Genomic DNA, 26,278 nt, shown 5'->3' with positions numbered 1-26,278 from the left:
TCTACAAGCCATAGCGAAATAGACTTGTAGACATTATTTTTTTTGTCGCACAAGCTCCACCTTCCTTCTCAATATAACGCTTACGAGGTTAGCTGTCGGATTCGGGCCTATGAGTAGCCCTACCTTTTTTAAGGATTCACCCCATCGGATTATGTACTAATCCGTAAAAACGGGTCCCCCGTACCATGCGGTTTCAGCGATTTAGAAAATTGAAACTGTGGATTATAATACTCCTTTATTTTCAAAAAGTAAACAAAAATTTTTAATAAGAAAAAAATTAAAATGATTGTGCATAATCCACTGAGAAATATACATAATGAATACTAAAAAATCCGCAAAGGAGACCCATATGTCTAAAGAAAAGAAGCCTATTTTTTCCGATTCATATTTAGATGCAGTAGCAAATGAAATTAATCAGTTATATGGTAAACGTGAACAGGAAATAAATTTGACAGATAGAACGAAAAGAAATAAATAATTTGTCATACAAAAAACTAAAAAAGATAGCAATACACTTATATATTGCTATCTTTTTTATTTTTTCATACATCTAATTCTATTACAGATCTGTTAAAGGTCATCTCTTCATACACCTTTAAATTTTGATATATAGTGCCTAATAATGGTGCCGCTATAGAAAATTGCTCTGCTACATCCATTAAATATCCTTGCAAGTGCTTCCCTTCAATAAACGAACCCTTCTCCATATCACGTTGCATCGATGACTTCATATCATACGAAATTTTATCAATTGTTTTCATATGTTCCTGGGCAATATTAACCTTTATTGGAGCTCCTAATACTTTCATAATTTGTACAGATTCCTCAAATACATTACGGATAAAATCACGACCGCCTTCACTTTCACGAATTGGTCCAATTGGTGCACGCATTAACGTTGTCACACCGGACATTACAGTAATAAATAAATATTTATGCCACATATCTTGCGTAATATTTTCACTTAAAACAAAACTAGATTTCGTACCTGCAAATACTTTAGAAATATGCTTTACTCTCTCTGAATTTTGAGACTTAATTTCTCCAAACACAAGTCTGTTGGCAGCGCTAGTTTGTACAATTTCTCCTTGATCGTTTAACGTCGTCTCGATAAAGCATAAACCGCCAAGTACTTTTTCTTCGCCGAATTCTTTTTGTAATAGTGATAAATGAGCGATACCATTTAACAATGGAATGATTACAGTACCTTCGCCAACAAACGGCTTCAAATCTTGAATTGCCTCGTTTAAGTGATACGCTTTTGTTGAAAATAAAATGACATCAAATGGAGAAGTTCTCTCTTCCTTCGTTATTAATTTCGGTTGAAAGGAAAAATCCCCGTTAACACTTCGGATTACAAGTCCTCTTTCCTCTAATTGTTTTTTCCGTTTACTACGAACAAGAAATGTAACATCTTCTCCCTTTTCGACTAATCTGCCACCAAAAAATCCTCCGACTCCACCAGCGCCTAATACTAAAATCCGCATACAGCATCCCCCTTTTCAAAATACAATTTTATAACTTTTAGTATACATAACATTATACATGTCCTCTGCTAAATAAGCTGAATTTTCACTCTCAATCGAGTATAAAACAGTGGTTATTTTCAAATAAATTTGGGCATGTTGTTTCTATAGCATATATGGAAAGGAAACAATGTAGATGGAGGCAATACAAGCAATTGAGGAAAAAGATGTAGCAACAGCTATATTTCAATTTATATTCCCGTTTTCGTTTAAAGCTGGATATGAACAAAATATGTTCCCTTTCTTACAAAAAAACGATTTCCGTCCTTTTCGGCTCGATCATCTCTATGATGAAAATACATATTATGGGGAGTTTAAAGTTTCACATCAAAATATGGAAGCATACTATCTTTCATTTACAAATAAAATTCTCTTTCCTCACTCAGAGCATCAAAAGGGCTTGCAACGTTATTCAAAGGACCTTAACTTAACTGGACATTTAACAACAAACCTTATTTCAATCCCATTCAAGATACACTCTATCGATGTAACACTTTGTCCTTATGAACTTGGCTTCTTAACAATTCGAACAGAAGTAAACACTGCTCCAAGCATGACTTTATCTGAAGCAATCGAATTCGCTGCTCGCTTCCGTGTACTTGAAACTAAAAATGATACAAATGAGACTATTTGTATTGAATGTAACGGAAAAAAGTATTCCCAAGTTGAAAAATTCATTTTTGGTTATTTATTTCATGGCGTAACTGATTTCTTTGAAAAGAAGAGATTAAGAAGTTCATACTTTCAAACCTTCCCATTCTTCGAAGACCAAAGAATGTACGTCCAAACTTTATTGTCACTAAAAGAAGGTATGGAACTTAATGAAGTGGATGTTTATCGTACTTCTAGTCTTTCCGGATTAACAAGTGATGGTAAGCCATATGTGAGTGCAAATAACCTTCCTTACATTCATGACTATTTAAAAAAACACGCTTACCAGAGATGGGCTCCAAATCGTTATTTCATAATGGAAGAACATATTTTTACATGTGTAACAAATGAAGGAGAACGCGAAATCGCTAAACTTGCTAGTCAAATGTACGGGGAATTTTATTACGCTTTATTATTAAACCTATTCCATAAAATTGTTTTATTAAAAATGGCAAACGCCTATGCTGAGCTAAACATTGAACAAGATACTAATGAAATAGAGAAATTAATTTATTCGATCAATTCGTTCACTGCTAATTATTTTTCTTTAGAATTAGTATCCCAATCACAAAGTGAAGATATTTTCTTTCGTTTAAGAAAACTTTTTAATATTGAGGTTCTATACTCGAACGCGAAACAAAATCTTGATAGTTTGTTTAAATATCAAGAAAATGTCGCCTCTAAAAAAGATAGCCTCTTATTATTAATTTTAACGCTCTACTCTGTAGTGGGCCAAATGTTAGGGTTTACTATGATTGACCTTTTAAGAAACACCGATTCAAACAAAATATCGTCACCTCTTGAATTTTTCGCTCTATTAATTGCGATTAGCGGCATTGTCATTTCACTTATTTTAGGAGCTCAAAGTTTATACCAATGGGGTTTACAGCATAAACGAAGAAAAGCTTGGGTAAAACAAACTGTACTTTCTGCCGTTAAAGAGAAAGAAGATAAAAATTAAAGAAGGTTATTTTCAAATTCTTGGCGCGCTGCAGTAAGTGAAATCTTTATCAGCGATTTTCCGATTATATCGGCGCAACTCGAAATATATCAGCGATTTTTAAGATATATCAGCGCAACTCAAAATATATCAGCGATTTTCAAGATATATCGACTTACCGACAAAAACCGACAAATGACAGAACCGTATAATAAAAAAAGGGTGCTCCAAAATAAAACTTGGAGTACCCCTTTTTATTATACGAATTCAATTTATTTCCCTGCTTCGATTTGCTCTAATGCAGTAGCTACTTGCTCTTCCGTTAATTCATGTTGTATTACGTAGCGGTTACGTGGACTTACACGACATTCATGAGAACATGCACGTAAATATTTCGCTTCGTTTTCTTCAGAACATAAAATTTTCTTATTACATTCTGGATTTGAACAGTTTACATAGCGCTCACAAGGTTCACCTGTAAAGTGGTCTTTACCAACGATAACATGTTCTTTTTGGTTTACTGGTACAGCGATACGCTCATCGAACACGTAACATTGTCCATCCCAAAGCTCACCTTGTACTTCTGGGTCTTTTCCGTACGTTACAATTCCGCCGTGAAGCTGACTTACATCTTCATAGCCTTCACGAACTAACCAACCAGAAAACTTCTCACAACGAATTCCGCCTGTACAATAAGTTAAAATCTTTTTACCTTCAAGTACTTCTTTGTTTTCACGAATCCAATCTGGTAATTCACGGAAGGATTCGATATCAGGTTTAATCGCACCTTTGAAGTGACCTAAATCAAATTCATAATCATTTCGTGCATCAATGATAACTGTATCTTCTTGTTTCATTGCTTCATAAAAATCTTTTGGCTCTAAATACTTCCCAGTTATTTCGTGCGGGTTAATGTCATCTTCTAGACGAAGTGTAACTAACTCTGGACGAGGACGCACGTGCATTTTCTTGAATGCATGACCATCAGCTTCATCTATTTTAAATACGATACCGTCAAAACGTGGATCATTGTTCATTGCTTCCATGTATTTCTCTGTTTGTTCTACAGTTCCAGAACAAGTTCCGTTAATACCTTCTTTTGCTACAAGAATTCTTCCTTTTAATTCAAGTGAATTACAAAATGCTAAATGCTCTGCCGCGAATTCTTCTGGGTTTTCAATTGTTGTGTACATGTAATATAGTAATACTCTGTATGGTTTTGTAGTTGCCAATGTATTTCTACCACCTATCTAATTTTTTAAATCATGTATAAGTTAACGTTCATATCAAAACATATATAATAAGAAAATGAATCCCATTTTCTTTTCTTTATACTATTTTCTATCAGTTAACAAAAATAAAAAACAAGATTACACACCAAAACACTATGGTTATGTTGTAATCCCAATATATTATATATCATACAAATGCAATTCCATCAATTAATATGCTGTATTATCGGCTTTATGTTCACATAAATTTCAAAAACAGCCCTTTAATTCACTATGTTTCCCCACGTCATCACACCATAAACTCCCAATTCATTTTACGTTATCACACCATCCATTGCATAAAGGCATATAATTTGCATTAAGGAAACTTTCGTGTTCAAATGAAATTACCATATAATATATTTAAATGTATTGAAATAATGAGTAAGAATAAATACAATAATTTCATCAAGTTAACATTTTAAAGGGGAAAACTACTATGAATAAAGATATAACAAAAGATGAACATCTCCCTTCTGAAAGTACAACTGTACAATCAGCTCACTTAGCTTTAAGTGGAGAAACAAAAGGCTGGAAAAGACTGTTACCATTTTTAGGACCCGCTTTTATCGCGTCCGTTGCTTATATTGATCCTGGCAACTTTGCTACAAATATCGCAGCTGGTTCACAATATGGATATTTACTATTATGGGTTATACTCGCTTCTAACTTAATGGCTGTATTAATCCAAACTTTATCAGCTAAATTAGGAATTGCTACAGGAAACAATTTACCCGAAATAGCTCGTGAAAACTTTCCAAAGCCTGTGTCTATCGGCTTATGGATACAAGGTGAACTAGTTATTATGGCTACAGATTTAGCGGAATTTATTGGAGCTGCTTTGGGGCTTTACTTACTATTTGGAATCCCGATGCTACCTGCCGCTTTAATTACTGCAGCCGGATCATTTATTATTCTTGAGTTTCAACGTAGAGGATTTCGTCCACTAGAAGCTATTATTACAGGAATGATTTTCATTGTAGTAATTGCTTTTGGGATTCAAGTTTTTTATGCAAAACCAGAATTAAGTCCCCTTCTTTCAGGACTATTTATTCCAAAATTCCAAGGTGTAGACAGTATATTACTTGCAGCAGGGATTTTAGGTGCAACAGTTATGCCACATGCAATATACTTGCATTCTGCATTAACACAACGCCGCGTGGTCGGAACAACTGACGAACAAAAGAAAAAGATTTTTCGTTTCGAATTTATCGATATTATTATTGCAATGGTTATTGCTGGAGCAATTAATGCAAGTATGTTAATTGTTGCTGCTGCACTATTCTTTAAAAACGGCTTGCACGTTGAAGATTTAGATGTTGCTTACACTCAATTTACCAATTTAGCAGGTCCTGTATCGGCTGCATTATTTGGGATTGGACTTTTATCAGCAGGACTATCTAGCTCTTCTGTCGGTACAATGTCGGGTGATATTATTATGCAAGGTTTCATTCGCATGCATATTCCGTTATACTTACGCCGATTTATTACAATGATTCCACCATTAGTTATTATCGCTTTAGGTGTAAATCCAACTTACGCTCTAGTCATGAGCCAAGTCGTCTTATCATTCGGTATTGCATTTGCGCTAGTACCACTTATTATGTTTACAAGTAACAAAAAGATTATGGGTGCACTCGTTAACCACCGTATAACAACATTTATCGCTTGGATAATTGCAGCACTCGTTATCATTTTAAATATCTTCTTACTGTATCAAACATTTGTAGGATAATGAAAAAGGGTATTCCAATTTTAATTTGGAATACCCTTTTTTCATTATTTGTATTAATCCTATAAAGTCTTTTTAAAATAAATTTTATAATCTATTTCCAGCCAATAACTTCCTTACGCCTTGAATAATCTTTATTTTCAGATTAAATTATATAATAACAAATACATTCTATTTTCATGTGAAAAGGAGCGAAAATATGTTTCCTTTATTAAAAACTGAAAGACTCATTTTAAGAGAACTTACCGAAGAAGATGCACCGCGTATACTACAATGCTTTTCTAATACTAATGTACTGCGCTATTATGGCCAAAAACCGTTACAAGATATTGATCAAGTGAAGCAAATCATTCATAATTTTAAGTTGAGTTACAATGCAAGAAGCGGTATAAAATGGGGAATCGAATTAAAAGACACGAAAGAACTCATTGGTACCATTGGTTTTCACGATTGGTCTTCTGAGCATAAACGAGCCAATATAAGTTATGCCTTTTTGCCTGAACACTGGGGAAAAGGATATGCGACTGAAGCTGTTTCTGAGGTTATATCATACGGTTTCCATACGATTCATTTAAAGCGGATTGGAGCAATTGTATTTCTTGAAAATGAAGCTTCCAATAAAGTACTATTAAAATTAGGCTTTGAAAAAGAAGGCGTTCTAAAAAATTATATGTATCAAGATGATGTCCCATATGATACGAATTTTTACGCTTTATTAAAATCGGTTTAATAGAATTCATGTGTAAAAAACCTTACTTTTAAAAAGTAAGGTTTTTTGTATTTATTCATTAGCAATATAAGCATTCTTATAAGTATAAATACCACCAAATTGATGCTTTTCAATTCCTTTTACATAATCCTTTTGTACATATGCTGAGCCAATATGATAAAGCGGCGCTACCGCAGCATCTTCTAATAATACCTGCTCGGCTTCTCGCAACGCTTCCCATCGGTTTTCCGTATCTAGTACAAAATCCGTTTTCGCTTTCTTTATTAATTCATCGTAATGAACATTAGAATAATTCATTTTATTATTCGGATTCCCTGTCGTAAATAACTCTAAATAACTAATTGGGTCTTTATAGTCAGGTCCCCAATTTGCCATAGTTATATCGTAATCACCTGTTTGTTCTAACTGTAATTTTTGCTTAAATGGCTGTTGTTTAATTTGTATCGCGATTCCTTGCAAATTCTTTTCTAAATCACCTTTTATATATTCTGCCATCCGTTTTGCATTATCTTGTTCAAACGTTAAAAACTCGAGGTTTACTTGCTCTACTTCAAGCTCTTTTTTCGCTTCTTTCCAAATCTTTTGCGCATTTTGCAAATCATATGAAGAAAGATCTCCGTTTTCTTTTCTAAAATCTTTACCGGTCACTTCATTTACATGACCAACTGGTACAAGCCCGCTTGCAGGTTTTGCTCCGTTATTAATAAAGTGAGCAACAAAATCATCTTTATTTAACGCTAATGAAATAGATTGACGCACTTTTTTATTTGCTAACGCGGTATTTTTTTCATTAAAACGAAGCATGGCAATTCCAGGATCACTCGACATATGTAATTCCTTATTCCCTCTATACTTGTCTACAATTTGCGAATTAATAGGTACTCGATCCAAATCTCCGGCTTCATATAAATTTACAGCTGTCATTGTATCCTTTACGATATGAAAGTTTATTTCGTCTAATTTTACTTTCTTTCGATCCCAATATGCAGCATTCTTCTTTAATTGAAACTCTTGTTCATGCTTCCATTTTTCTAATACAAATGGCCCGTTATATATGAGATTACTAGGTTCCAATGCATAATTGTTTCCTTGTTCTTTCAAAAATGATTCATGCTGTGGTAAGTATATAGGTAGTGCTAACAACTGTAAAAAATACGGAACTGGCTGTTCCAGTTCAACTTCTAACGTATAATTATTTATTGCTTTAACCCCAAGTGCATCAAGAGGCATTGTTCCCTTATTAATCTCTTTCGCATTTTTCACATAAAAGAGCATGTATGCATATTGAGATGCCGTTTCAGGGTTAATTGCACGTTTCCATGCAAATATAAAATCATTTGCTGTTACATTATCTCCATTTGACCATTTTGCATCTTTACGCAAGTTAAATGTATATTTCTTACCATCTTCACTTCTTTTAAACGATTTTGCTACTGCTGGAGTAGGCTGATCTTGATCATTTAATACATATAACCCTTCAAATATGTTTTGCATAACGTGTGCTGATGTACCATCCATCGTTTTCGCAGTGTCCAGAGAAGGAATTTCTTCTGATACTGTTACATTTAACACTTGTTTTTTAACCTCTGTATCACTTTTATTCGCTTTATTATTACAAGCTGTTAATAATAAAGATGTAACAAGTGCCATTACCATTAAATGGCTCTTTTTTCGCTTCATGAGTTGTTCTCCTTAAGTATAAAATATTATAAAGCGTTATATATTATAGCAGAAATATGAACAGAAAGATGCGACATTCTTTTGAATATTTATTCGTTCAAGAAAAAAGCTATCCTTTTAAAAGGATAGCTTTTTCAACTGCCACATAATTAGTTATCTTTGCAAACCTCGTTTATAACGACTTGCTTCAAATATAATACGCTCTTCATCTAACGTTTTACATTCGCCATTCCAAACGACACGTTTTCCGTTAATAATTACATCGCTTATATCTTTTCCACTAGCAGCATATACAAGGTGTGATAACACTTCATCCGCTGGTTGTAAATGAGGCTTATTAGACGGATCAATTGTAATGAAATCAGCACATTTTCCAATCTCAAGTGATCCTGTTTGTTTCATCCCGATTACTTCAGCAGCTCCTTTTGTCGCAAGTGTAAGAGCTGTTTCAACTGGTAAAGCTGTTGCATCTTGGTGAATACCTTTTTGTAGTAAAGTCGCTATGCGCATTTCTTCAAACATATCTAAATTATTGTTAGATGCAACACTATCTGTTGCAATTCCTACTTTTATTCCTGCTTCTAGCATCGCTTTTACATTCGCTATACCAGAACCTAGTTTTAAATTACTATTCGGATTATGAGCTACTCGAACGTCATTTTCTGCTAAAAATGCACGCTCATCTTCATTTAATACTACACCGTGTGCAATAACTGTTGGGCGTTTAAATAATCCGCAGCTCGCTGCATATTCTACTGGACGTTTTCCATATTGTGCTTCAATATCACGTACTTCACGCTCTGTTTCAGAAAGATGGATATGAACCATCGTTTGATTCTCTACTGCAATCCGTGCGCACTCTTCTAACAATTCTGTACTACATGTATATGGACTATGTGGTGCAACCATCGTAGTTAACATGCCACTTTCGTTATAGTAACGCTTCACATATTTCTCAGCTTCTTCAATCGCTTTCTTTTCATCGTCTTTCGTTCCGAAGCTAAATAAAGTCCTTGAAACAGCAGCTCGCATCCCGCTCCTTGATACCGTTTCCATAATTGCGTCTTGATCTACTCCAATTGGATTAAACATGTCAGAGAATGATGTTGTACCACTTTTCACCATCTCAAGTAATCCTAATTCCGTACTAGCGACCGCAATTTGGGGAGTAAATTGACTTTCCAGTGGCCAAATTCTCGTCTCAAGCCACGGCTGTAATAACATATCATCGCCAATACCTCTTAGGAGACTCATTACAACGTGTGTATGTGTATTTACAAGCCCTGGTAAAATCCACTTTCCTTTCATGTCAATTACTTCATCTACTTCAAAATCATTAGCGAATTCTCCGCTCTTTACATCTATAATTTGATCATTTTCTACAATGATATATCCATTTTCTATCACTTCGTTTTGTTCATTCATCGTTACAATTGTAGCGTTTACATAAGTTGTTTTCAAAAGTATTTCCCCTTTCAACTCTATGAAGTTCCCTTTAATAAGTTACCACCATTATAGTAACTTATTAAAGATTAAGAGTCAAAAGATAATTTTAATTCTTTCGTTATTTTTCCCTTCAAAATGCTATATTGCTTTTCATTTGTATCTGCAAATGCTTCTTCCCGATTTGATTCCACACCCAAGTAATTCAGGTTTTCATTGAATTGAGACTCTGTAAAATCAAACCTCTGCCCATCTATAAAGTTATAAAAATGCCACACGCCCCCTATTTTTGTCTTTATAATTTTCCCTCCACATATATCTTGAACGACTAGAGCCGTTACACCACACTGTCCCTTTGCTGGATTTTCAATTGTCCACTTTGAACTTGTTTCAATCGACCACGATTTTATTAGTGCTTCATATATTCTTTTTCCCTTTACATCATCCATTCTAATCTTCCCCTACTATTAATAGTTTTACACATCATATTTCAAAAGAGGCAGTACACGACCCTTAAAGACAGTTGATGGTGTCTCTCCTATTAACTGTGCCCCCATTTTCAAGTAATATCCTTTTGCATTCGGATCACTATCAATCGTAAAACTTTTTAATCCTAGTTCATTGGCTTTTTCTATTACGTACTCCCAAAGTATTTTCCCGTAACCTTTTCCTTTGTAATCAGGATGAATGTACAAGAAATCGAGAGCTTTATCATTACGTAAAAATGAGAAAAAACCAATCTTCGCATTATCGTTTTCTAAAACATATACAAAATTATTTTTTATGTATTCTTCTGTAATTGTTAAATCTTCCTTACAAGCAAGTATGAATTCTTCACTATAATCCCACGTTGCTTTTGATTGTAGTGCGAATTCACTTAATTCATTTGCTTCACTTAATAACGCTTCTCTTATCTTCATGATTCTTTCTCCTCACCTTCGATATGTAAACTACTAAATTGATTCGGAAAGCACTTCAAAAAACCTTTTTTTCATAAATTAGAGGTTATTTTTATAAATCTTTATTATAACCAGTACAATTTTTTTAAAGAAAAAGAACACCATCCCTAAAAGTTGGTGTTCTCTTTTTCTAAAATTTAATCTTCAAACTCACTCATTCGTTTTACTATTTCGTACGATACAAACCTATACAGTTTCTACTACCGCTTCAAGCATTGTTCCATTTTTAGCATAATTCGTATGCCAAGAAAAAGCTTTTTCTAAAATATGAGGAGTTTGTCCACCTCTTGTTTTTGCTTCTTCGTAATAAGCACGTAGTTGATCACGATACATTGGATGTGCGCAATTCTCAATAATAAGTTCCACTCTTTCTCTTGGCGCAAGTCCCCTTAAGTCGGCATACCCCTGTTCAGTAACAATAACATCTACATCATGTTCAGTATGGTCTACATGAGAAACGAAAGGAACAATACTTGAAATGTTACCACCTTTCGCAATCGATTTAGTAACAAAGATAGCTAGGCGTGCATTTCTTGCAAAATCACCAGACCCACCAATTCCATTCATCATTTTTGTACCTAAAACGTGAGTAGAGTTAACATTTCCGTATATATCTAATTCTAATGCAGTATTAATTGAGATTAATCCAAGGCGACGAATGATTTCAGGATGATTGGAAATCTCTTGCGGACGCATCATTAATTTGTCACGATATTTTTCAAAGTTAGAAAATACTTGTTGCATTTTCTCTTCAGAAAGCGTGATAGAACAACAAGAAGCAAAATTGACTTTTCCAGCATCCATAAGATCAAAAACTGCATCTTGTAAAACTTCAGAATACACTTCTAAATCTTCAAATTCTGAATCTAACATTCCATGCAATACTGCGTTAGCAACTGAACCAATTCCTGATTGTAACGGCGCTAAACGATTTGTTAATCGCCCTATTTTAACTTCTTCTCGAAGGAATTCTATTAAATGCTGTGCCATAATGACCGTTTCTTCATCCGGAGGAACAATTGTCGATGGCGAATCCAATTGATTCGTAAACACAATTCCCTTTACTTTTTCAGGATCAATTGGAATACCGATTGTTCCAATTCGGTCATCTGTTTTCACAAGCGGAATTGGAAGCCTCTCCCCTTGTTTACCTGGTTCATATAGATCATGTAGTCCCTCTAATTGCGTGGATTGAGCCATATTCATTTCAATAATAATAGACTTAGCATTTAAGGAAAACGCTAAGGAATTTCCAATTGAAGTGGTTGGAATAATCATTCCGTCCTCTGTAATCGCAACCGCTTCCAAAATAGCGAAATCTATATCCAGAACGTCAGCGCGGAGTAACTCTGCTGTATGAGATAAGTGTTGATCCACAAATAAAAAGTCTCCGTTATTAATTCCTTTTCGCATCGTCGCGTCAGCTTGGAAAGGTAATCTTTTCCCTAAAATTCCTGCCTCAGCAAATAATTTGTCTACATCCGAGCCTAAAGAAGCCCCAGTATAAACATTTACTTTAAAAGATTCATCATTCTTAACTCGGTTTACAAGCGCAAATGGGACTGCTTTTACATCACCTGCACGTGTAAACCCACTTAAGCCTAAAGTCATTCCACTTTGAATCCAGGAAGCTGCTTCTTCAGGTGTAACTACCCGATCTTTTAGACGTTGATCTCTGATTCTATCTAAATTATTCTCCATATGTAATCCCTCTCTCATTGAATATTCATAATTATTTTACACATTTACACTATCAAAATAGGGATTTTAGTATACAATAACGAAAATTCAGACAGAACAGCAAATTTAGGTTCTAAAGCAGAAAAATTTAGAATCCTAGAAGCTTACGGAAATAACTAGCGTATGATTGACTAACTGGTACTCTCTCACCATTATCCATCGAAAGTACAAAAGTAGAATGGGTATCAGGATAAATCGCTTTAATATGATTAACATTTACAATAAACGAACGGTGACATCTAATAAATGAATCTTTAGGAAGCAAGTATTCGAATTCTTGCAGAGAGTATTTATGTGTTCCTGATAACTCTTCTGAATTCACATACGTCTTTTTATCTTTAGCCTCTAAATACATAACCTTTGAAAAAGGAACTGGAATCCAGCCATCTGTTGTTTTTAAAGTAACGACTGACTTTCCATCCGTTAAAGCTGGATAAATTGCCGTTACGCACCCTTCAAGCTTTCCATTGTTTGAAAATGGTACAGCCATTCCATGATAAGGAATACCAAAAACATCCCGATTCATAAACTCAGATGTTTTTTGATTCATCACCATCGCTTTATGAGCAATCGTTCCTTCCTTTATAGGATCCCCAGCGCTAATCTTTAAATCAATTCGTTTACTTGGCCGATAGTAAATATATTCTTTCGTATTCGAAACAGCAATTGAAATTTCATCTGAAAATAATTCACCAACAACATCTAGTAATAAACCTAATGTTCTATCTTCCATTCTATTAACACCTCATTCACTATTATACTACTATTATGAACGAGCATCTGTTGCTTTATAAAAAGTTTGATTTTAAATTATTTTTAAAATTAGTTTTATTCACTATTACTTCGTTACTACAAAAAGCCTCACTTCAGAAAAGTGAGGTTTCCTCTCATACAATATTTCTTTATTTTTTAACGACTATAGAATAAGATTTATTTTTTATTAAGTAAAGTGAATTTAAGAATTTATTGCCCGTATTTCTGTAAAATAAATAATCCCAAACTACAAACAGTTTGGGATTATCTTTCTCATTTATTATGCGCATCTAACCAAGAAATTAAATCTTTAAATACTTCATCCTTATTTACTTCATGAAACATTTCATGTCTACCATTTTCATATAAACGTAGTGTCACGTCTTTCACACCACATTTTTTATAGTTTTCATATACTTCTTTTACACCTTTCCCCATATCGCCAACAGGATCACGATCACCAGAGAATATATGTATTGGAAGATTCTTTGGCGTCTTCTTGTATTCTTCTAGTTTATTTACTTCTAATACACCAGAAAATAATTCTCGGTAAAAACTCGTCGTACAAATGAAACCACATAACGGATCCGCAATATATTTATCAACTTGATTATTATCTGAAGATAACCAATCAAATTTTGTACGATTTGGCTTAAAGTTCGAATTGAAGTTTCCGAAAGATAAAAAGTTTAGCATTGGACTTTTCGTTTTTGCACCACGCAATTTCATTTCGATTGTTGCTACTTTATGACCAATAGCTCCTAAAAGCCCTGGATTTCCACCTGTTCCTGAAATCAGAAATCCATCATATAATTCGCCTCTAAGTTGCACAGCACGTCTTGATAAAAAAGAACCCATACTATGGCCAAGTAAAAATAACGGGCATGTCTGCTCTTTTCTTACCGTTTCTGATACAAAAATAACATCAGACACAGCCTCATTCCAACCTACATTTGGTTTAAAATGACCATAATCTTCTTCTCTTTTCACTGTTTTCCCATGACCTTTATGATCATGTGCATAAACACCATACCCTGCTTCTAATAACGCAGCAATAAAGTCTGTATAAACACCTGCATGTTCTGTCATACCATGTGCAATTTGAATAATCCCTTTCGGTTTACCTTCTGGCAACCACTTGCGTAAATAAATTTCTGATCCATCCAATGCCGTAACGAAACTTTCCTGTACGTTCATTTCGTCAGCTCCCAACTCTATTATGTATCTTTAAAAATGAATATCGATTCATTTTTCTTACTATGTATTATATGCAATTGCCTTCATTATGACAAATGACTCACTTTTCCAATTAGCTCAATAACTATTATGTTGACGAACCGGAAATAAAATTATATAGTTACTTACATAAAGTAACTATATAATTTTTAGGAGGTTTCTACTATTATGATGCCATCATTATTTTTAGCACATGGTTCGCCTATGCTCGCTATTCAAGATACAGACTATACACGATTTTTAAAAACACTTGGAGAAACATATAAACCGAAAGCAATTGTTATTTTCACTGCTCACTGGGAAAGTGAAGTATTAACGATTTCCTCATCAGATAACGAGTATGAAACAATTTATGATTTTGGAGGTTTTCCCCCTGAGTTATACGAAATCAAATATCGTGCGAAAGGCTCTTCTAGCATTGCATCTATGTTAGAAACAAAATTTAAGAACAAAGGTATTTCAGTCCATCATAATATGACGAGAGGTTTAGATCATGGTTCATGGACACTCCTGCACCGCATGTATCCAGAAGCAAATATTCCTGTCGTGCAAATATCAGTCAATCCATTCCTTTCTGCAAAAGAACAATTTGAAATTGGAGAAGCACTTAAAGGACTCGGACAAGAAGATATTTTAGTAATCGGGAGTGGTGTTACCGTCCATAACTTACGAGCTTTGAAGTGGAATCAAACTACACCTGAAAAATGGGCAATTGAATTTGATGATTGGATTATTAAACATATGCAGCATAACGATAAAGATGCATTGTTTAATTGGGAGAAAAATGCTCCTCATGCACAATTAGCAGTACCAAGAGCAGAACATTTTGTTCCTTTATTTATCGCTATGGGAAGTGGTGAAAATAGCGGTGAAGTCATTCACCGTAGTTATGAGCTTGGTACATTAAGCTATCTATGTCTTAAATTTTAAAGAAAAGGATGAAGCAATCATTGCTTCACCCTTTTTTTATTCACTAAGTTAACTAACTTCCAAATGTTGTTTCTCTGATACCTCTTCGTTCTTATTATGAAAATAAACCCAGATACACGCAATAAATAATAGTGATGATGTAGAGAGGAAAACATATTGGAAGCCTGCATGTGCTGCAATTTGCCCCCCGAGCACTGGACCAATCATATTTCCTAAAAACTGAAATGATTGATTATATCCAAATATCCGTCCCGTAACATGGGTTGGTGTATGTTGTTTTAGTAGAGTTTGTACGGAAGGTAATAATCCTGCTTGTGCGATACCTAATAAAAATCGAAGAATTAATAGTTGCCAAGCTGAGGTTACAAATGCTTGCGGGATAAAAATAATTCCTGCAGCAAATAACGCTACAACTAACGTTTTTTGAGGACCGATATGATCTGATAATCTTCCTAGTCTTGGTGCTGCCAAAATAACGGCTAATCCTGTTGCTGACATAACTGCTCCCGCAATTGTTTCAATATGTGCAGTATGAGGACCTAATAAATTTTTCACGTACAATGTAACAATTGGTTGAACTGACATATTAGCAAGTTGAATAATAAATGTTGTTACAAATAAACTAATAATTAAATGCTTCGCTGGGACCATCGTCCATACTTTTTTCGGCTGTGTTTTTTTTGCTTGAGCAGAGTGATTTTCTTCATGCAAGAAGAAAAAAACGATGAGAAAGGAAAGGAATAAAAAAGCTCCTGTAACAAGAAAGACATGACGCATTCCAATTAACTCAGACAAATATCCACCAAGTAATGGACCAAGTAAAGAACCGCTCACGCCACCAGTTGAAATTGTAGAAATTGCCCAACCTGAATGTTCTTTCGGAGTTTCTGCTGCAATAAATGTCATTGCGGTTGAAAGGAAACCAGATACTGCTCCCATTAAAAATCTTAGTGCGACTAATTGATATACATCCGTTACAAACCCCATAAGCGTCATAATAATCGCCATACCGAGGCTAGCACGAATAAGCATCAGTTTCCGTCCATGTATATCACCAAGCTTTCCCCATATTGGCGATACGATCGCACCCATTAAAAATGTTACACCAAATGCAAGTCCCGACCACTGTGCAATACTTGAAGTGCCAGTTACTCCTAATTCCTCAATATAAAAAGATAAGAAAGGAATTACTAAACTCATACCGGCTGCAGTGGTAAAACAACCTAGCCAACAAATCATTAAATTTCGTTTCCAACTGGCCATTTTCACACCTTCTTTCTTTAGATACCCATTCTACACCCTTTCTTGTAAAAAGTTTAGTAATTTGCTTTTTATGCAAGATTTACTACAAAACCCGCTATTTTCTAGTAAAAACCACTACATCTCTACATCATTTTCATAATAAAACCAACTCCTCTATATGAAGTTGGTTACTTATTATCTATCGGTATTAAACGAGCATTACAATTTCTCTCGTAAAACTCAATGGGACCTGCTTGTCCAATAATCGCATATTCATATCCATCTTGCTTCATATTATATAAACAATGATACAATAATTCTTTTCCTACACCTTTCACACGATTTTGTTTCGCTATGCCCATTGGACCAAACAATCCTTTCTTTCCTCTCACTACATCGTAACAGGCGAAACCAACTATTACTTCCTCCTGCTGTGCAATATAGATAGGTAACTTTTCATTATATGTCCGAAATCCGTAATCAACCGACTGTAACCACCGTTCACCAAATTCAGCCGCCACAAATCGTGATAACTTATCAAAATCAGAAGGACTAGCTCTTCTTACATGACAAAATAATGTATTATAAATAGATTTAAAACTATTTAAATCAACCGCTAAGTCTCTCGGTGCAGCTGTAATACGTAATATATCTTTTTGCATTTGTGTATGTATAAATTCACCAATATCTGTATCTACACGAAATAATGCATACATAACATGTCCTTCATTGATTACTACTTGCTGAAAGCGTTCCATACGTTTCTTCGCTATTTGTAAAATTTCTATCGCCTTATAAGATAGTTTATATTGCCCTATTTTTTTATACTCTTGATGATGTAAATCGAATCGTTTTCGTAACGAAAGTTTTTCTAAAAAATCTGGACCGACTTTATGAAACAAATACATAAATAACTCAGCGCAAACTCCTGTACCTTCTTTACACATACCTATGAACAGATGGACTGGTTGAATTATGTTACACTGACTCTCTTTTGCTGCAATCTCCAATATTTTATGCACACGTTTTGTAAATTGAAATTCCTCCATATGTGTTTCCACCCTCTACTAATTTACTAACAAACCGTAACCATAAATAATTGAAACAATTACACCTACTACCAATATACCTGGAAGTAAATTTGCCACCTTGATTTTAATAATACTAAGCAAGTTCAATCCAATAGCAGATATCATAATGCCGCCCGTAGCCGTCATCTCCACTATAAATTGGTTCATTAATTCTTCCGGGACAAAACTATTAATTTGTGTTGCAAAAACTGCAATACCACCTTCATATAAAACAACTGGAATCGCCGAAAATACTACGCCAATTCCTAGAGTTGTCGTTAATATAATAGAAATAAATCCATCGATAATTGCCTTGGTAAATAAAATATTATGATTTCCGCGAATCCCACTGTCAAGTGCACCAAGTATCCCCATCGCACCAATTGCAAAAATTAAAGTAGCTGTTACAAAACCTTCTGATATGCTTCCTTTCCCCTTCGATCCAACTTTATTTTCTAGCCAATCCCCTAAATTTTTTAACTTTTCTTCTAATTGTAACCATTCTCCAATTACCGTACCAATCACTAAACTCAGTATGACAACAAGAAAGTTTTCACTTTTTAATGCCATTTGAAGCCCAAGCACAGTAACCGCTAAACCGATTGCATGCATTATCGTTCCTTTCATACTTTCTGGAATCCTACTAAATAATTTACCAAGTAAAGTACCAAATATAATGCAAATTCCATTTACAACTGCTCCTAATATAACCATTTCTCATTCTTCACCCTTCGAATTCTTTATTTCTATATTTTGGTTTATACATTGATTTACAGGTTATCTATATGTTAACTTAATATTGAGAATATTAACAAATGTTTTCCACTACATAACCCGCTGTTTTTTTGTAACTTTAATTACCTTTAATAGATTCAGTGTTAATTTAATTGCGGGATAATATTAAAAGGGAAGGTATATATGAAAACTTTACTAAAACGATTTTTGTTAATAGCCTTTTTCATTACACCGATTGTTTTATTAATCAATTACTCTTTTATTTCAAAAGCAAAAGACAAACCCGATTTGCAAAACAAATCTAGTAAAACCGCTTCAAAAAGCGAAAAGAAAATAGAAGACCAAGAAATCACACTCACCTTCTCTGGTGATACAATGTTTGATTGGCAATTACGTCCTATAATCGAAAAGAATGGGGCTGATTACCCATTCCAACATGTAAAAGAAGAAATAAAAAAAGCTGATATTTCTTTTGTGAATTTAGAATCGGCATTTACAACGAAAGAAAAGAAAGCACCTGGGCAATTGTTTTGGATTAAAAGTGATCCATCTACACTACAAGCTATTAAAAACACTGGATATGACATCGTAAATATTGGGAATAACCACACACTTGATTATGGGCAAGATGGATTATTGGATACGATTTCTCACGTAGAAAAATTAAAGTTCCCTTACATTGGAGCCGGAAAAAATGCAAAAGATGCATATACTGCACGAGAAATGACCGTAAAAGGGAAAAAGTTTAAATTTCTTTCCTTCGTTCGATTTATGCCTGATTCTAATTGGGTAGCTGGTGAGAATAAACCTGGCGTTGCGAATGGCTATGATTTAAATCTTGTAACAAAAACAATTAAAGAACAAAAACAAGATGCAGACTATTTAATCGTCTATATGCATTGGGGCGTTGAAAAATCAAACCGTCCGGTAGAATACCAAAAGCAATATGTACCTAAAATGGTTGAAGCAGGAGCTAACGCGATTGTCGGAAGCCATCCACATTGGTTACAAGGGTTTGAGTATTATAATAAAGTTCCTATCGCTTACTCATTAGGTAACTTTTTATTCCCAAGTTATGTGAATGGAAAAAGCGCCGAAACTGGCGTATTAACTTTAACTTTTAAAGGAAAGGATGTCCAAATGTCATTCAATCCTTATATCATTCGCAACAACCAAGTTTCCCCTGTAAATGAGGAAGAAAAGAAAAAAGCTCTTCAATATTTACAAACAATTTCAACTGATGTAGAAATTGATGATACAGGGAAAATAAAAAATAAACGAAACTAGACAGCTCAAGATCTATTTCTCTGTAATTTACTTTACAGAATAGGTGATAAACATGCTGAAAAACTTATTAGAAAATGTAAGTTTGTTAGAAAATATTTATAAAATGTCTATAGCCGTTCTACTTTTATGTTCAGTTTTTTCTGTTAGATTTCTAAAAAAAATAAAACGCGAACGAAAACTTACTACCTTTGAATTTACTATGTATGTAATTATTCGCATTGCGATATTTTTTTGGTTAACTAGCTTTATTCTTCTTGAATTTAATGAGTATCTAGTTTAACTATAAAAAAGATAGAACAAGCACTATATTTCCTCGCTTGTATCTATCTTTTTTATTTAGATGCTTATTCTTCCCTTCTATTAAATAAGCAAATCAAACAAAACAGGGTTTTTATTAAGCTCCATAAATTGAATATTATTTTCTTTAAAGCGAGTAATTAATTGCTCATAATCTTCTTTATGTTTTAATTCTACTCCGACTAATGCTGGACCATTTTCCTTATTATGTTTCTTAATATACTCAAAACGAGTAATATCATCTTCTGGCCCTAATCCTTTATCAAGAAATTCTCTTAACGCGCCTGAACGCTGTGGGAATTCAATGATGAAATAATGCTTTAACCCTTCATAAATGAGAGATCGTTCTTTCATTTCTTGCATTCTATCAATGTCATTATTTCCACCACTTAATGTGCATACAACTGTTTTATCTTTAATTTCATCCCTGTATAAATCAAGTGCTGCAATAGAGAGTGCACCAGCCGGTTCAGCTACAATCGCATTTTTCTTATACAGTTCTAAAATCGTCGTACAAACTTTCCCCTCTGGTACTAAAACGATGTCATCAATTACATCTTTACAAGTTTCAAAAGTTAACTTTCCTACCTTTTTAACCGCTGCCCCATCAACAAAACTATCTATTTTCTCTAATGCGACATTATCATTTTGAAGAAAAGCCTCTTTCATAGATGCAGCTCCCATCGGTTCTACACCAATAACCTTTGTAGTAGGACTAACACCTTTTACATATGTACCAACACCTGATGCTAATCCACCACCGCCGATTGCCGCAAAGATATAATCAACCGGTTTCTCCATATCATGCATAATTTCAACTGCCACTGTCCCTTGACCAGCAACTACATACGGATCATCAAACGGATGAACAAATGTCATTCTATTTTCTTCACAATAACACTGTGCTTCTTGGAAAGAGCTATCGAATGTATCACCAACTAATACAATCTCTGCGAAATCACCACCGAAAAATTGTACTTGTGATACTTTTTGTTTCGGTGTTGTTGTGGGCATAAATATTTTCGACGGAATCTTCAATAAATTACATGTATAAGCAACTCCTTGCGCATGATTACCAGCACTTGCGCAAACAACACCGTTTTGTAACTTTTCTTTCGGTAAACTTTGAATTAAATTGTATGCACCACGAATTTTGAAAGAGCGAATTAATTGTAAATCTTCTCGTTTTACATAAACGTCACAATCATATTTCTCAGATAAAACTGTATCACGTTGTAACGGTGTTTTAATAACGATATCTTTCATGCAATTATGAGCCATTAAGATATCTTCAATTTTCACTCTCTCCTTTACCTTTTGCACCATTATATATCATCCTTATCTCTTTTAAATTGGCTCAATCAAAATGTGGGATTTTCAGAACAGCCCCTGTATTCGCCGATGTTACCATTTGTGCATAACGTCCAAGCCAGCCAGTTTTCACTTTCGGTTCTGGTCGTTTCCATTCTTTTTTACGCTTATCTAATTCCTCATCACTCACTCTTACTTCTAGCAAGCGTTCTTCAACATCAATACATACAATATCCCCTTGTTCAAGAAGTGCGATCGTTCCACCAGCTGCTGCTTCTGGTGAAATATGTCCTACTGAAATTCCACGTGAAGCTCCAGAGAAACGTCCATCCGTTAATAATGCAACCTCAGCACCTAATCCCATTCCAGCAATTGCTGATGTTGGTGCTAACATTTCTGGCATACCAGGGCCACCTCTTGGTCCTTCATAACGAATGACAACTACATCTCCTTTTTTCACTTTCCCAAGCATAATGCCAGCAAGTGCCTCATCTTGTGAATTAAAAATAACGCAAGGTCCTTCAAAACGCTTTACCTCTGTTGCACCGCTTTTAATAACCGCTCCATCTTTCGCAAGGTTGCCTTTTAATATACGCAATCCTCCTTCCTCACTATGAGGGTTTTCAAGAGAGTGAATAACTTCCTTATCTTTAATCTCTGCCTCAGCAATATTTTCTCTTAATGTTTGCCCCGTAGCAGTTATTCGATCAAGATGAAGTACTCCTTCTTTCCGGCTCATCTCTTTCAAAATTGCACTAATCCCGCCCGCACGATCAATATCTTCCATATGCCAATTGGAAGCAGGGCTTACTTTACATAAATGTGGTACACGTCTTGAAACGGCATCAATACGGTTCATATCGTAATCTAATCCAGCCTCTTGCGCGAGCGCCAATGTATGCAACACTGTATTTGTTGAACCGCCCATCGCCATATCAAGCGCAAACGCATCATCAATTGCTTCTTCCGTTACAATGTCTCTTGGTTTAATATCTCTTTCAATTAAAATTTTCAATTTCTCTGCTGCTTGTTTAATTAGCTCTTCACGTCTTGGATCAATTGCTAAAATACTCCCGTTACCAGGAAGAGCTAAACCTAACACTTCACATAAACAATTCATAGAGTTCGCGGTAAACATACCCGAACAAGAGCCACAAGATGGACAGCCATGATCTTCAATATCTTTTAATTCTTCTTCTGAAATTTTCCCAGATTGATAAGCTCCTACTCCTTCAAAAACGGAACTCAGATCAACAACTTCTCCTTTAGATGTTTTTCCTGCTGCCATTGGGCCGCCTGAAACAAACACAGTCGGAATATTAATACGTAGTGCAGCCATCATCATACCTGGTGTAATTTTGTCACAGTTTGGAATACAAATCATGCCGTCAAACCAGTGTGCATTTACAACCGTTTCTACTGAATCTGCAATTATTTCACGACTCGGAAGAGAATAACGCATACCGATATGTCCCATCGCAATACCATCGTCAACTCCAATTGTATTGAATTCGAATGGTACCATACCTGCCGCACGAACTGCCTCTTTTACAAGTTTCCCAAACTCGTTCAAGTGTTTATGCCCTGGAATAATTTCAATAAAAGAATTACAAATCGCTATGAAAGGTTTATCAAAATCTTCATCTTTCAAACCAGTTGCTTTTAATAAACTACGGTGCGGCGCTTTATCAAAACCTTTTTTAATCATGTCACTTCTCATCTTGTCAAATCCCCTCTTACATATTTTTCATTTATACTCTCTTACTCTATTTCTTTACTAATTCTTTCGGTGCATGAACCCAACTCATCATTTCACGAAGCTCTGCTCCCACTTTTTCTAATTGATGATTTTGTTCTGCTTTTTTCATTGCGTTATACGTCGGACGCCCTGCTTGATTTTCTAAAATCCATTTCTTCGCAAATTCACCTTGCTGAATTTCTGTCAGAACACGCTTCATTTCCTTCTTCGTTTCATCTGTAACAATTCTCGATCCTGTTACATAATCTCCAAATTCTGCCGTATCTGAAATAGAATGGCGCATATTCGTTAATCCACCTTCGTACATTAAGTCAACAATTAGCTTTAATTCATGCAAACATTCAAAGTATGCAATTTCAGGACGATATCCACCTTCCGTTAACGTTTCGAACCCGGCCTTCACAAGTGCAGTTACCCCGCCGCAAAGTACAGCTTGCTCACCGAATAAATCCGTTTCGGTTTCTTCTTGGAATGTCGTTTCAATTACACCCGCACGTGTACAACCTACACCTTTTGCATACGCTAATGCTACATGTAGCGCTGTTCCCGTCGCATCTTGATGCACTGCGACTAATGCCGGAACACCATTTCCTTCTTGATATACACGGCGAACGAGATGACCTGGACTTTTTGGCGCAACCATTGCTACATCTACGTAACTTGGCGGATTAATTTGGCCGAAGTGAATGTTAAATCCATGTGAGAAAAGTAACATTTGTCCTTCACGGAGATTCTCTTCTACTTCTGATTTATATACATGTGCTTGCTGTTCATCTGGCAATAACATTTGTACAACTTGTGCGGTTCGAACCGCTTCTGAAACAGACATTACTTCAAATCCCTCTGCTTTTGCTACTTCATACGATTTACCAGGTCTAACACCAACTACAACTTCCACACCTGAATCACGTAAATTTTGTGCCTGCGCATGCCCTTGAGATCCATAACCAATTACCGCAACTGTTTTCCCTTGTAATAACTCTACATTTGCATCTTTCTCATAATACGTTTTCATACTCCATACACCCCTTATAATTTATTTACTTGCAGTACATCAATTAATTTTTTCAACTGACTAACAAGTAATGTCGCTTCATTTTCAGTACAAACTGCTGTGAGTTTCATTTCAGAAACGCCACTCGTATCTCTTTCGTTTAAATGTAAAGAAGAAATATAATAGCCACGCCGAGCAAAAATTCCACTTATACGTAATAAGACACTTGGCTCGTTATGAATAACGAGTGAAAAAGTATGACTCATTCTTCCCACCTCTTCATAATCATTTCGTTATTCCCTTTGTTTGGCGGAACCATCGGAAATACGTTTTCACCTTCTTCTACACAAAAATCAACTACGACAGGACCTTCGTGAGCAAATGCTTCTAACACCACTTGTTTCGCCTCTGTTGAATTTGTCGCCCTTAATCCCTTCACTCCATAAGCTTCTGCCACTTTCACAAAATCTGGTGAGCCAATTTTTGACTCTGATAAACGATTTTCATAAAACATTTCTTGCCATTGCCTTACCATCCCTAAAAATCTGTTATTTATAATAAATACTTTTACAGGGATGTTATTTTCAGCAATTGTTTGTAGTTCTTGAATGTTCATTTGAAAAGAAGCATCACCTGCAATACAAACGACGAGTTCTTCTTCTTTTGCAAGCTGAGCACCAATTGCCGCTGGGAACCCAAACCCCATTGTTCCTAATCCTCCAGAGGTAAGGAACGTCCGAGGTTTTCTTGCTTTATAGAAGTGAGCAGCCCACATTTGATGCTGTCCTACTTCTGTTGTGACAATCGCTTCACCATTCGTTAATTCACTTACTAAGTTGATCACATGCTGTGGTTTTAACTCAGATTCTTTTTGCTTATAAGAAAGTGGATATTCTTCTTTCCATGCCTTTACTTTCTGAAGCCATTCATCTGTTTGTGTATAAATAGACATATGTAACAACATGTGTAACGCTTTTTTCACATCACCAACAATCGGATGCTCTACAGTTACATTTTTATGAAACTCAGAAGGATCAATATCAATATGTACTTTTTTCGAGTGCGGAGAAAAAAGTTCTAATTTCCCTGTTACACGATCATCGAAGCGAACACCTAATGCAAGTAGTAAATCACATTCTGTTACCGCCATATTAGCAGCGTATGTCCCATGCATACCAAGCATCCCTAGAAACAATGGATCTCCCGGTGGATATGCACCAAGTCCCATTAAAGTTGAAACGACTGGAATACGGTTCTCCCTTGCGAATTCGAAGAGTTCATCGGATCCACCTGAATGAATGACACCTCCTCCAATATAAAGAAGTGGACGCTTTGATTTTGAAATTGCTTTAGCCACCTCTCTAAGTTTCATGCTGTCTGGTACAAGTTCTGGTTTGTACCCCGGAATATCAACTTCTTCATTAAAGAAACTGGTGACTTTTGCATTTTGAACATCTTTTGGAATATCGATTAATACTGGTCCCGGTCGTCCGCTTTTGGCGATGTAAAAAGCTTCTTGCACAATTCGTGATACATGATTTACATCACGAACTTGGTAATTATGCTTCGTAACAGGTACTGTAATTCCGACAACATCCGCTTCTTGAAATCCATCTTTACCAATTAAAGGCGTTGCAACTTGGCCGGTAATGACAACTAAAGGAATCGAATCCATATAAGCGTCTGCTAAGCCCGTAACTAAATTTGTCGCCCCTGGGCCAGAGGTAGCAAAGACTACCCCGACCTTCCCAGAAGCTCTCGCATATCCTTCAGCCGCATGAATGGCAGCTTGTTCATGACGAGTTAAAACATGTTTCAAACCACTTTCGTATAACGCATCGTATACTGGTAAAATCGCTCCGCCTGGATAGCCGAAAACGGTCGTTACACCCAATTTCTTCAAACCTTGAATCACGTGCCCAGCGCCTGTCATTTCTTCACACTGTAACTTCTCATACGCTGTATACTGCTGCTTCATTTCAATTAACTCCT

At 35.3% G+C, this 26,278-nt stretch carries 24 protein-coding genes and 1 riboswitch; of the genes, 7 read left to right on the top strand and 17 right to left on the bottom strand.

Annotated features, from left to right (window positions below; all coding sequences use genetic code 11):
- Positions 1-62: 62 nt before the first annotated feature.
- A riboswitch (cyclic di-AMP (ydaO/yuaA leader) is annotated at positions 63-209 on the bottom strand.
- Positions 210-349: 140 nt separating this feature from the next.
- On the top strand, positions 350-478 hold the full coding sequence (locus tag HFD78_RS29810; RefSeq protein ID WP_000031873.1) for a hypothetical protein: 129 nt from the start codon (positions 350-352) through the stop codon (positions 476-478).
- Between the two features lie 64 nt (positions 479-542).
- Here HFD78_RS29810 and panE read toward each other — a convergent pair whose 3' ends face one another.
- The gene (panE, locus tag HFD78_RS15415) at positions 543-1,487 is read right to left on the bottom strand and encodes a 2-dehydropantoate 2-reductase (protein WP_001221898.1); all 945 of its coding nucleotides are present in this window, start codon (positions 1,485-1,487) and stop codon (positions 543-545) included.
- A 175-nt stretch (positions 1,488-1,662) separates the two neighbouring features.
- Between panE and HFD78_RS15410 the strand changes: the two genes are divergently transcribed.
- Complete coding sequence (locus HFD78_RS15410) at positions 1,663-3,138, top strand: hypothetical protein (RefSeq protein WP_000387423.1); 1,476 nt, start codon at positions 1,663-1,665, stop codon at positions 3,136-3,138.
- 251 nt (positions 3,139-3,389) lie between these two features.
- Here HFD78_RS15410 and trhO read toward each other — a convergent pair whose 3' ends face one another.
- Positions 3,390-4,349: an oxygen-dependent tRNA uridine(34) hydroxylase TrhO gene (trhO, locus tag HFD78_RS15405; protein ID WP_000246215.1), complete on the bottom strand. Its 960-nt coding sequence runs from the start codon at positions 4,347-4,349 to the stop codon at positions 3,390-3,392.
- A gap of 478 nt (positions 4,350-4,827) precedes the next feature.
- Between trhO and HFD78_RS15400 the strand changes: the two genes are divergently transcribed.
- Together HFD78_RS15400 and HFD78_RS15395 are read left to right on the top strand one after the other, a co-directional pair.
- Positions 4,828-6,123 (top strand): Nramp family divalent metal transporter, encoded by a 1,296-nt coding sequence (locus tag HFD78_RS15400; RefSeq protein WP_001030676.1) that lies wholly within the window; start codon positions 4,828-4,830, stop codon positions 6,121-6,123.
- Between the two features lie 196 nt (positions 6,124-6,319).
- Complete coding sequence (locus HFD78_RS15395) at positions 6,320-6,850, top strand: GNAT family N-acetyltransferase (protein ID WP_000484219.1); 531 nt, start codon at positions 6,320-6,322, stop codon at positions 6,848-6,850.
- 51 nt (positions 6,851-6,901) lie between these two features.
- Here the strand turns inward: HFD78_RS15395 and HFD78_RS15390 are convergent, their stop codons facing one another.
- The 7 genes from HFD78_RS15390 to HFD78_RS15360 form a co-directional block, all read right to left on the bottom strand.
- Complete coding sequence (locus tag HFD78_RS15390) at positions 6,902-8,530, bottom strand: peptide ABC transporter substrate-binding protein (RefSeq protein ID WP_000823519.1); 1,629 nt, start codon at positions 8,528-8,530, stop codon at positions 6,902-6,904.
- Between the two features lie 153 nt (positions 8,531-8,683).
- Positions 8,684-10,009, bottom strand: coding sequence for a bifunctional S-methyl-5'-thioadenosine deaminase/S-adenosylhomocysteine deaminase (locus tag HFD78_RS15385; RefSeq protein WP_002196386.1), 1,326 nt, complete (start codon positions 10,007-10,009; stop codon positions 8,684-8,686).
- 53 nt (positions 10,010-10,062) lie between these two features.
- Positions 10,063-10,422, bottom strand: a complete 360-nt coding sequence (locus HFD78_RS15380) for a YunG family protein (protein ID WP_000342922.1) — start codon at positions 10,420-10,422, stop codon at positions 10,063-10,065.
- 27 nt (positions 10,423-10,449) lie between these two features.
- Positions 10,450-10,893 carry a GNAT family N-acetyltransferase gene (locus HFD78_RS15375; RefSeq protein WP_000701894.1) on the bottom strand — a complete coding sequence of 148 codons (444 nt, stop codon included), beginning with the start codon at positions 10,891-10,893 and terminating at the stop codon, positions 10,450-10,452.
- 225 nt (positions 10,894-11,118) lie between these two features.
- The gene (locus HFD78_RS15370) at positions 11,119-12,633 is read right to left on the bottom strand and encodes an acetyl-CoA hydrolase/transferase family protein (RefSeq protein ID WP_000429821.1); all 1,515 of its coding nucleotides are present in this window, start codon (positions 12,631-12,633) and stop codon (positions 11,119-11,121) included.
- Between the two features lie 127 nt (positions 12,634-12,760).
- The gene (locus HFD78_RS15365; protein ID WP_000390207.1) at positions 12,761-13,405 is read right to left on the bottom strand and encodes a LytTR family DNA-binding domain-containing protein; all 645 of its coding nucleotides are present in this window, start codon (positions 13,403-13,405) and stop codon (positions 12,761-12,763) included.
- A 293-nt stretch (positions 13,406-13,698) separates the two neighbouring features.
- Entirely contained in the window at positions 13,699-14,622 is a 924-nt protein-coding gene (locus HFD78_RS15360; protein ID WP_001102598.1) for an alpha/beta hydrolase, read from the bottom strand.
- 207 nt (positions 14,623-14,829) lie between these two features.
- Between HFD78_RS15360 and HFD78_RS15355 the strand changes: the two genes are divergently transcribed.
- Positions 14,830-15,591 (top strand): DODA-type extradiol aromatic ring-opening family dioxygenase, encoded by a 762-nt coding sequence (locus HFD78_RS15355; protein WP_000982910.1) that lies wholly within the window; start codon positions 14,830-14,832, stop codon positions 15,589-15,591.
- A 48-nt stretch (positions 15,592-15,639) separates the two neighbouring features.
- On the opposite strand, the gene HFD78_RS15350 is transcribed toward HFD78_RS15355, so the two are convergent.
- From HFD78_RS15350 to HFD78_RS15340, 3 genes are all read right to left on the bottom strand, one after another.
- Positions 15,640-16,854, bottom strand: coding sequence for a multidrug efflux MFS transporter (locus tag HFD78_RS15350; RefSeq protein WP_000179297.1), 1,215 nt, complete (start codon positions 16,852-16,854; stop codon positions 15,640-15,642).
- 167 nt (positions 16,855-17,021) lie between these two features.
- The gene (locus tag HFD78_RS15345) at positions 17,022-17,882 is read right to left on the bottom strand and encodes a GNAT family N-acetyltransferase (protein WP_000390862.1); all 861 of its coding nucleotides are present in this window, start codon (positions 17,880-17,882) and stop codon (positions 17,022-17,024) included.
- 18 nt (positions 17,883-17,900) lie between these two features.
- A complete protein-coding gene (locus HFD78_RS15340) occupies positions 17,901-18,617 on the bottom strand; it encodes a DUF554 domain-containing protein (protein WP_000236039.1) in 717 nt (238 codons plus the stop codon).
- A 204-nt stretch (positions 18,618-18,821) separates the two neighbouring features.
- Between HFD78_RS15340 and HFD78_RS15335 the strand changes: the two genes are divergently transcribed.
- Complete coding sequence (locus HFD78_RS15335) at positions 18,822-19,925, top strand: CapA family protein (RefSeq protein ID WP_000854538.1); 1,104 nt, start codon at positions 18,822-18,824, stop codon at positions 19,923-19,925.
- A gap of 52 nt (positions 19,926-19,977) precedes the next feature.
- Positions 19,978-20,205, top strand: a complete 228-nt coding sequence (locus HFD78_RS15330) for a hypothetical protein (protein WP_000916802.1) — start codon at positions 19,978-19,980, stop codon at positions 20,203-20,205.
- 80 nt (positions 20,206-20,285) lie between these two features.
- On the opposite strand, the gene ilvA is transcribed toward HFD78_RS15330, so the two are convergent.
- Genes ilvA through ilvB form a run of 5 tightly spaced genes read right to left on the bottom strand, consistent with a single transcriptional unit; the run spans position 20,286 to position 26,264 of the window.
- On the bottom strand, positions 20,286-21,548 hold the full coding sequence (ilvA, locus tag HFD78_RS15325) for a threonine ammonia-lyase IlvA (protein ID WP_000250321.1): 1,263 nt from the start codon (positions 21,546-21,548) through the stop codon (positions 20,286-20,288).
- Between the two features lie 31 nt (positions 21,549-21,579).
- On the bottom strand, positions 21,580-23,253 hold the full coding sequence (gene ilvD, locus HFD78_RS15320; protein ID WP_001255817.1) for a dihydroxy-acid dehydratase: 1,674 nt from the start codon (positions 23,251-23,253) through the stop codon (positions 21,580-21,582).
- 46 nt (positions 23,254-23,299) lie between these two features.
- On the bottom strand, positions 23,300-24,307 hold the full coding sequence (gene ilvC, locus HFD78_RS15315; protein ID WP_000861138.1) for a ketol-acid reductoisomerase: 1,008 nt from the start codon (positions 24,305-24,307) through the stop codon (positions 23,300-23,302).
- Between the two features lie 14 nt (positions 24,308-24,321).
- On the bottom strand, positions 24,322-24,552 hold the full coding sequence (locus HFD78_RS15310) for an ACT domain-containing protein (protein WP_000019916.1): 231 nt from the start codon (positions 24,550-24,552) through the stop codon (positions 24,322-24,324).
- Entirely contained in the window at positions 24,549-26,264 is a 1,716-nt protein-coding gene (gene ilvB / locus HFD78_RS15305; RefSeq protein ID WP_000813474.1) for an acetolactate synthase large subunit, read from the bottom strand. Before ilvB ends, HFD78_RS15310 begins: the two co-directional genes overlap by 4 nt.
- Between the last annotated feature and the right edge of the window lie 14 nt (positions 26,265-26,278).

This window comes from Bacillus sp. EKM501B (assembly GCF_011800505.1).
Classification (GTDB): domain Bacteria; phylum Bacillota; class Bacilli; order Bacillales; family Bacillaceae_G; genus Bacillus_A; species Bacillus_A cereus.
The sequence above is the reverse complement of the archived record's forward strand: the minus strand, read 5'-3'. Positions and strand labels throughout refer to the sequence as shown.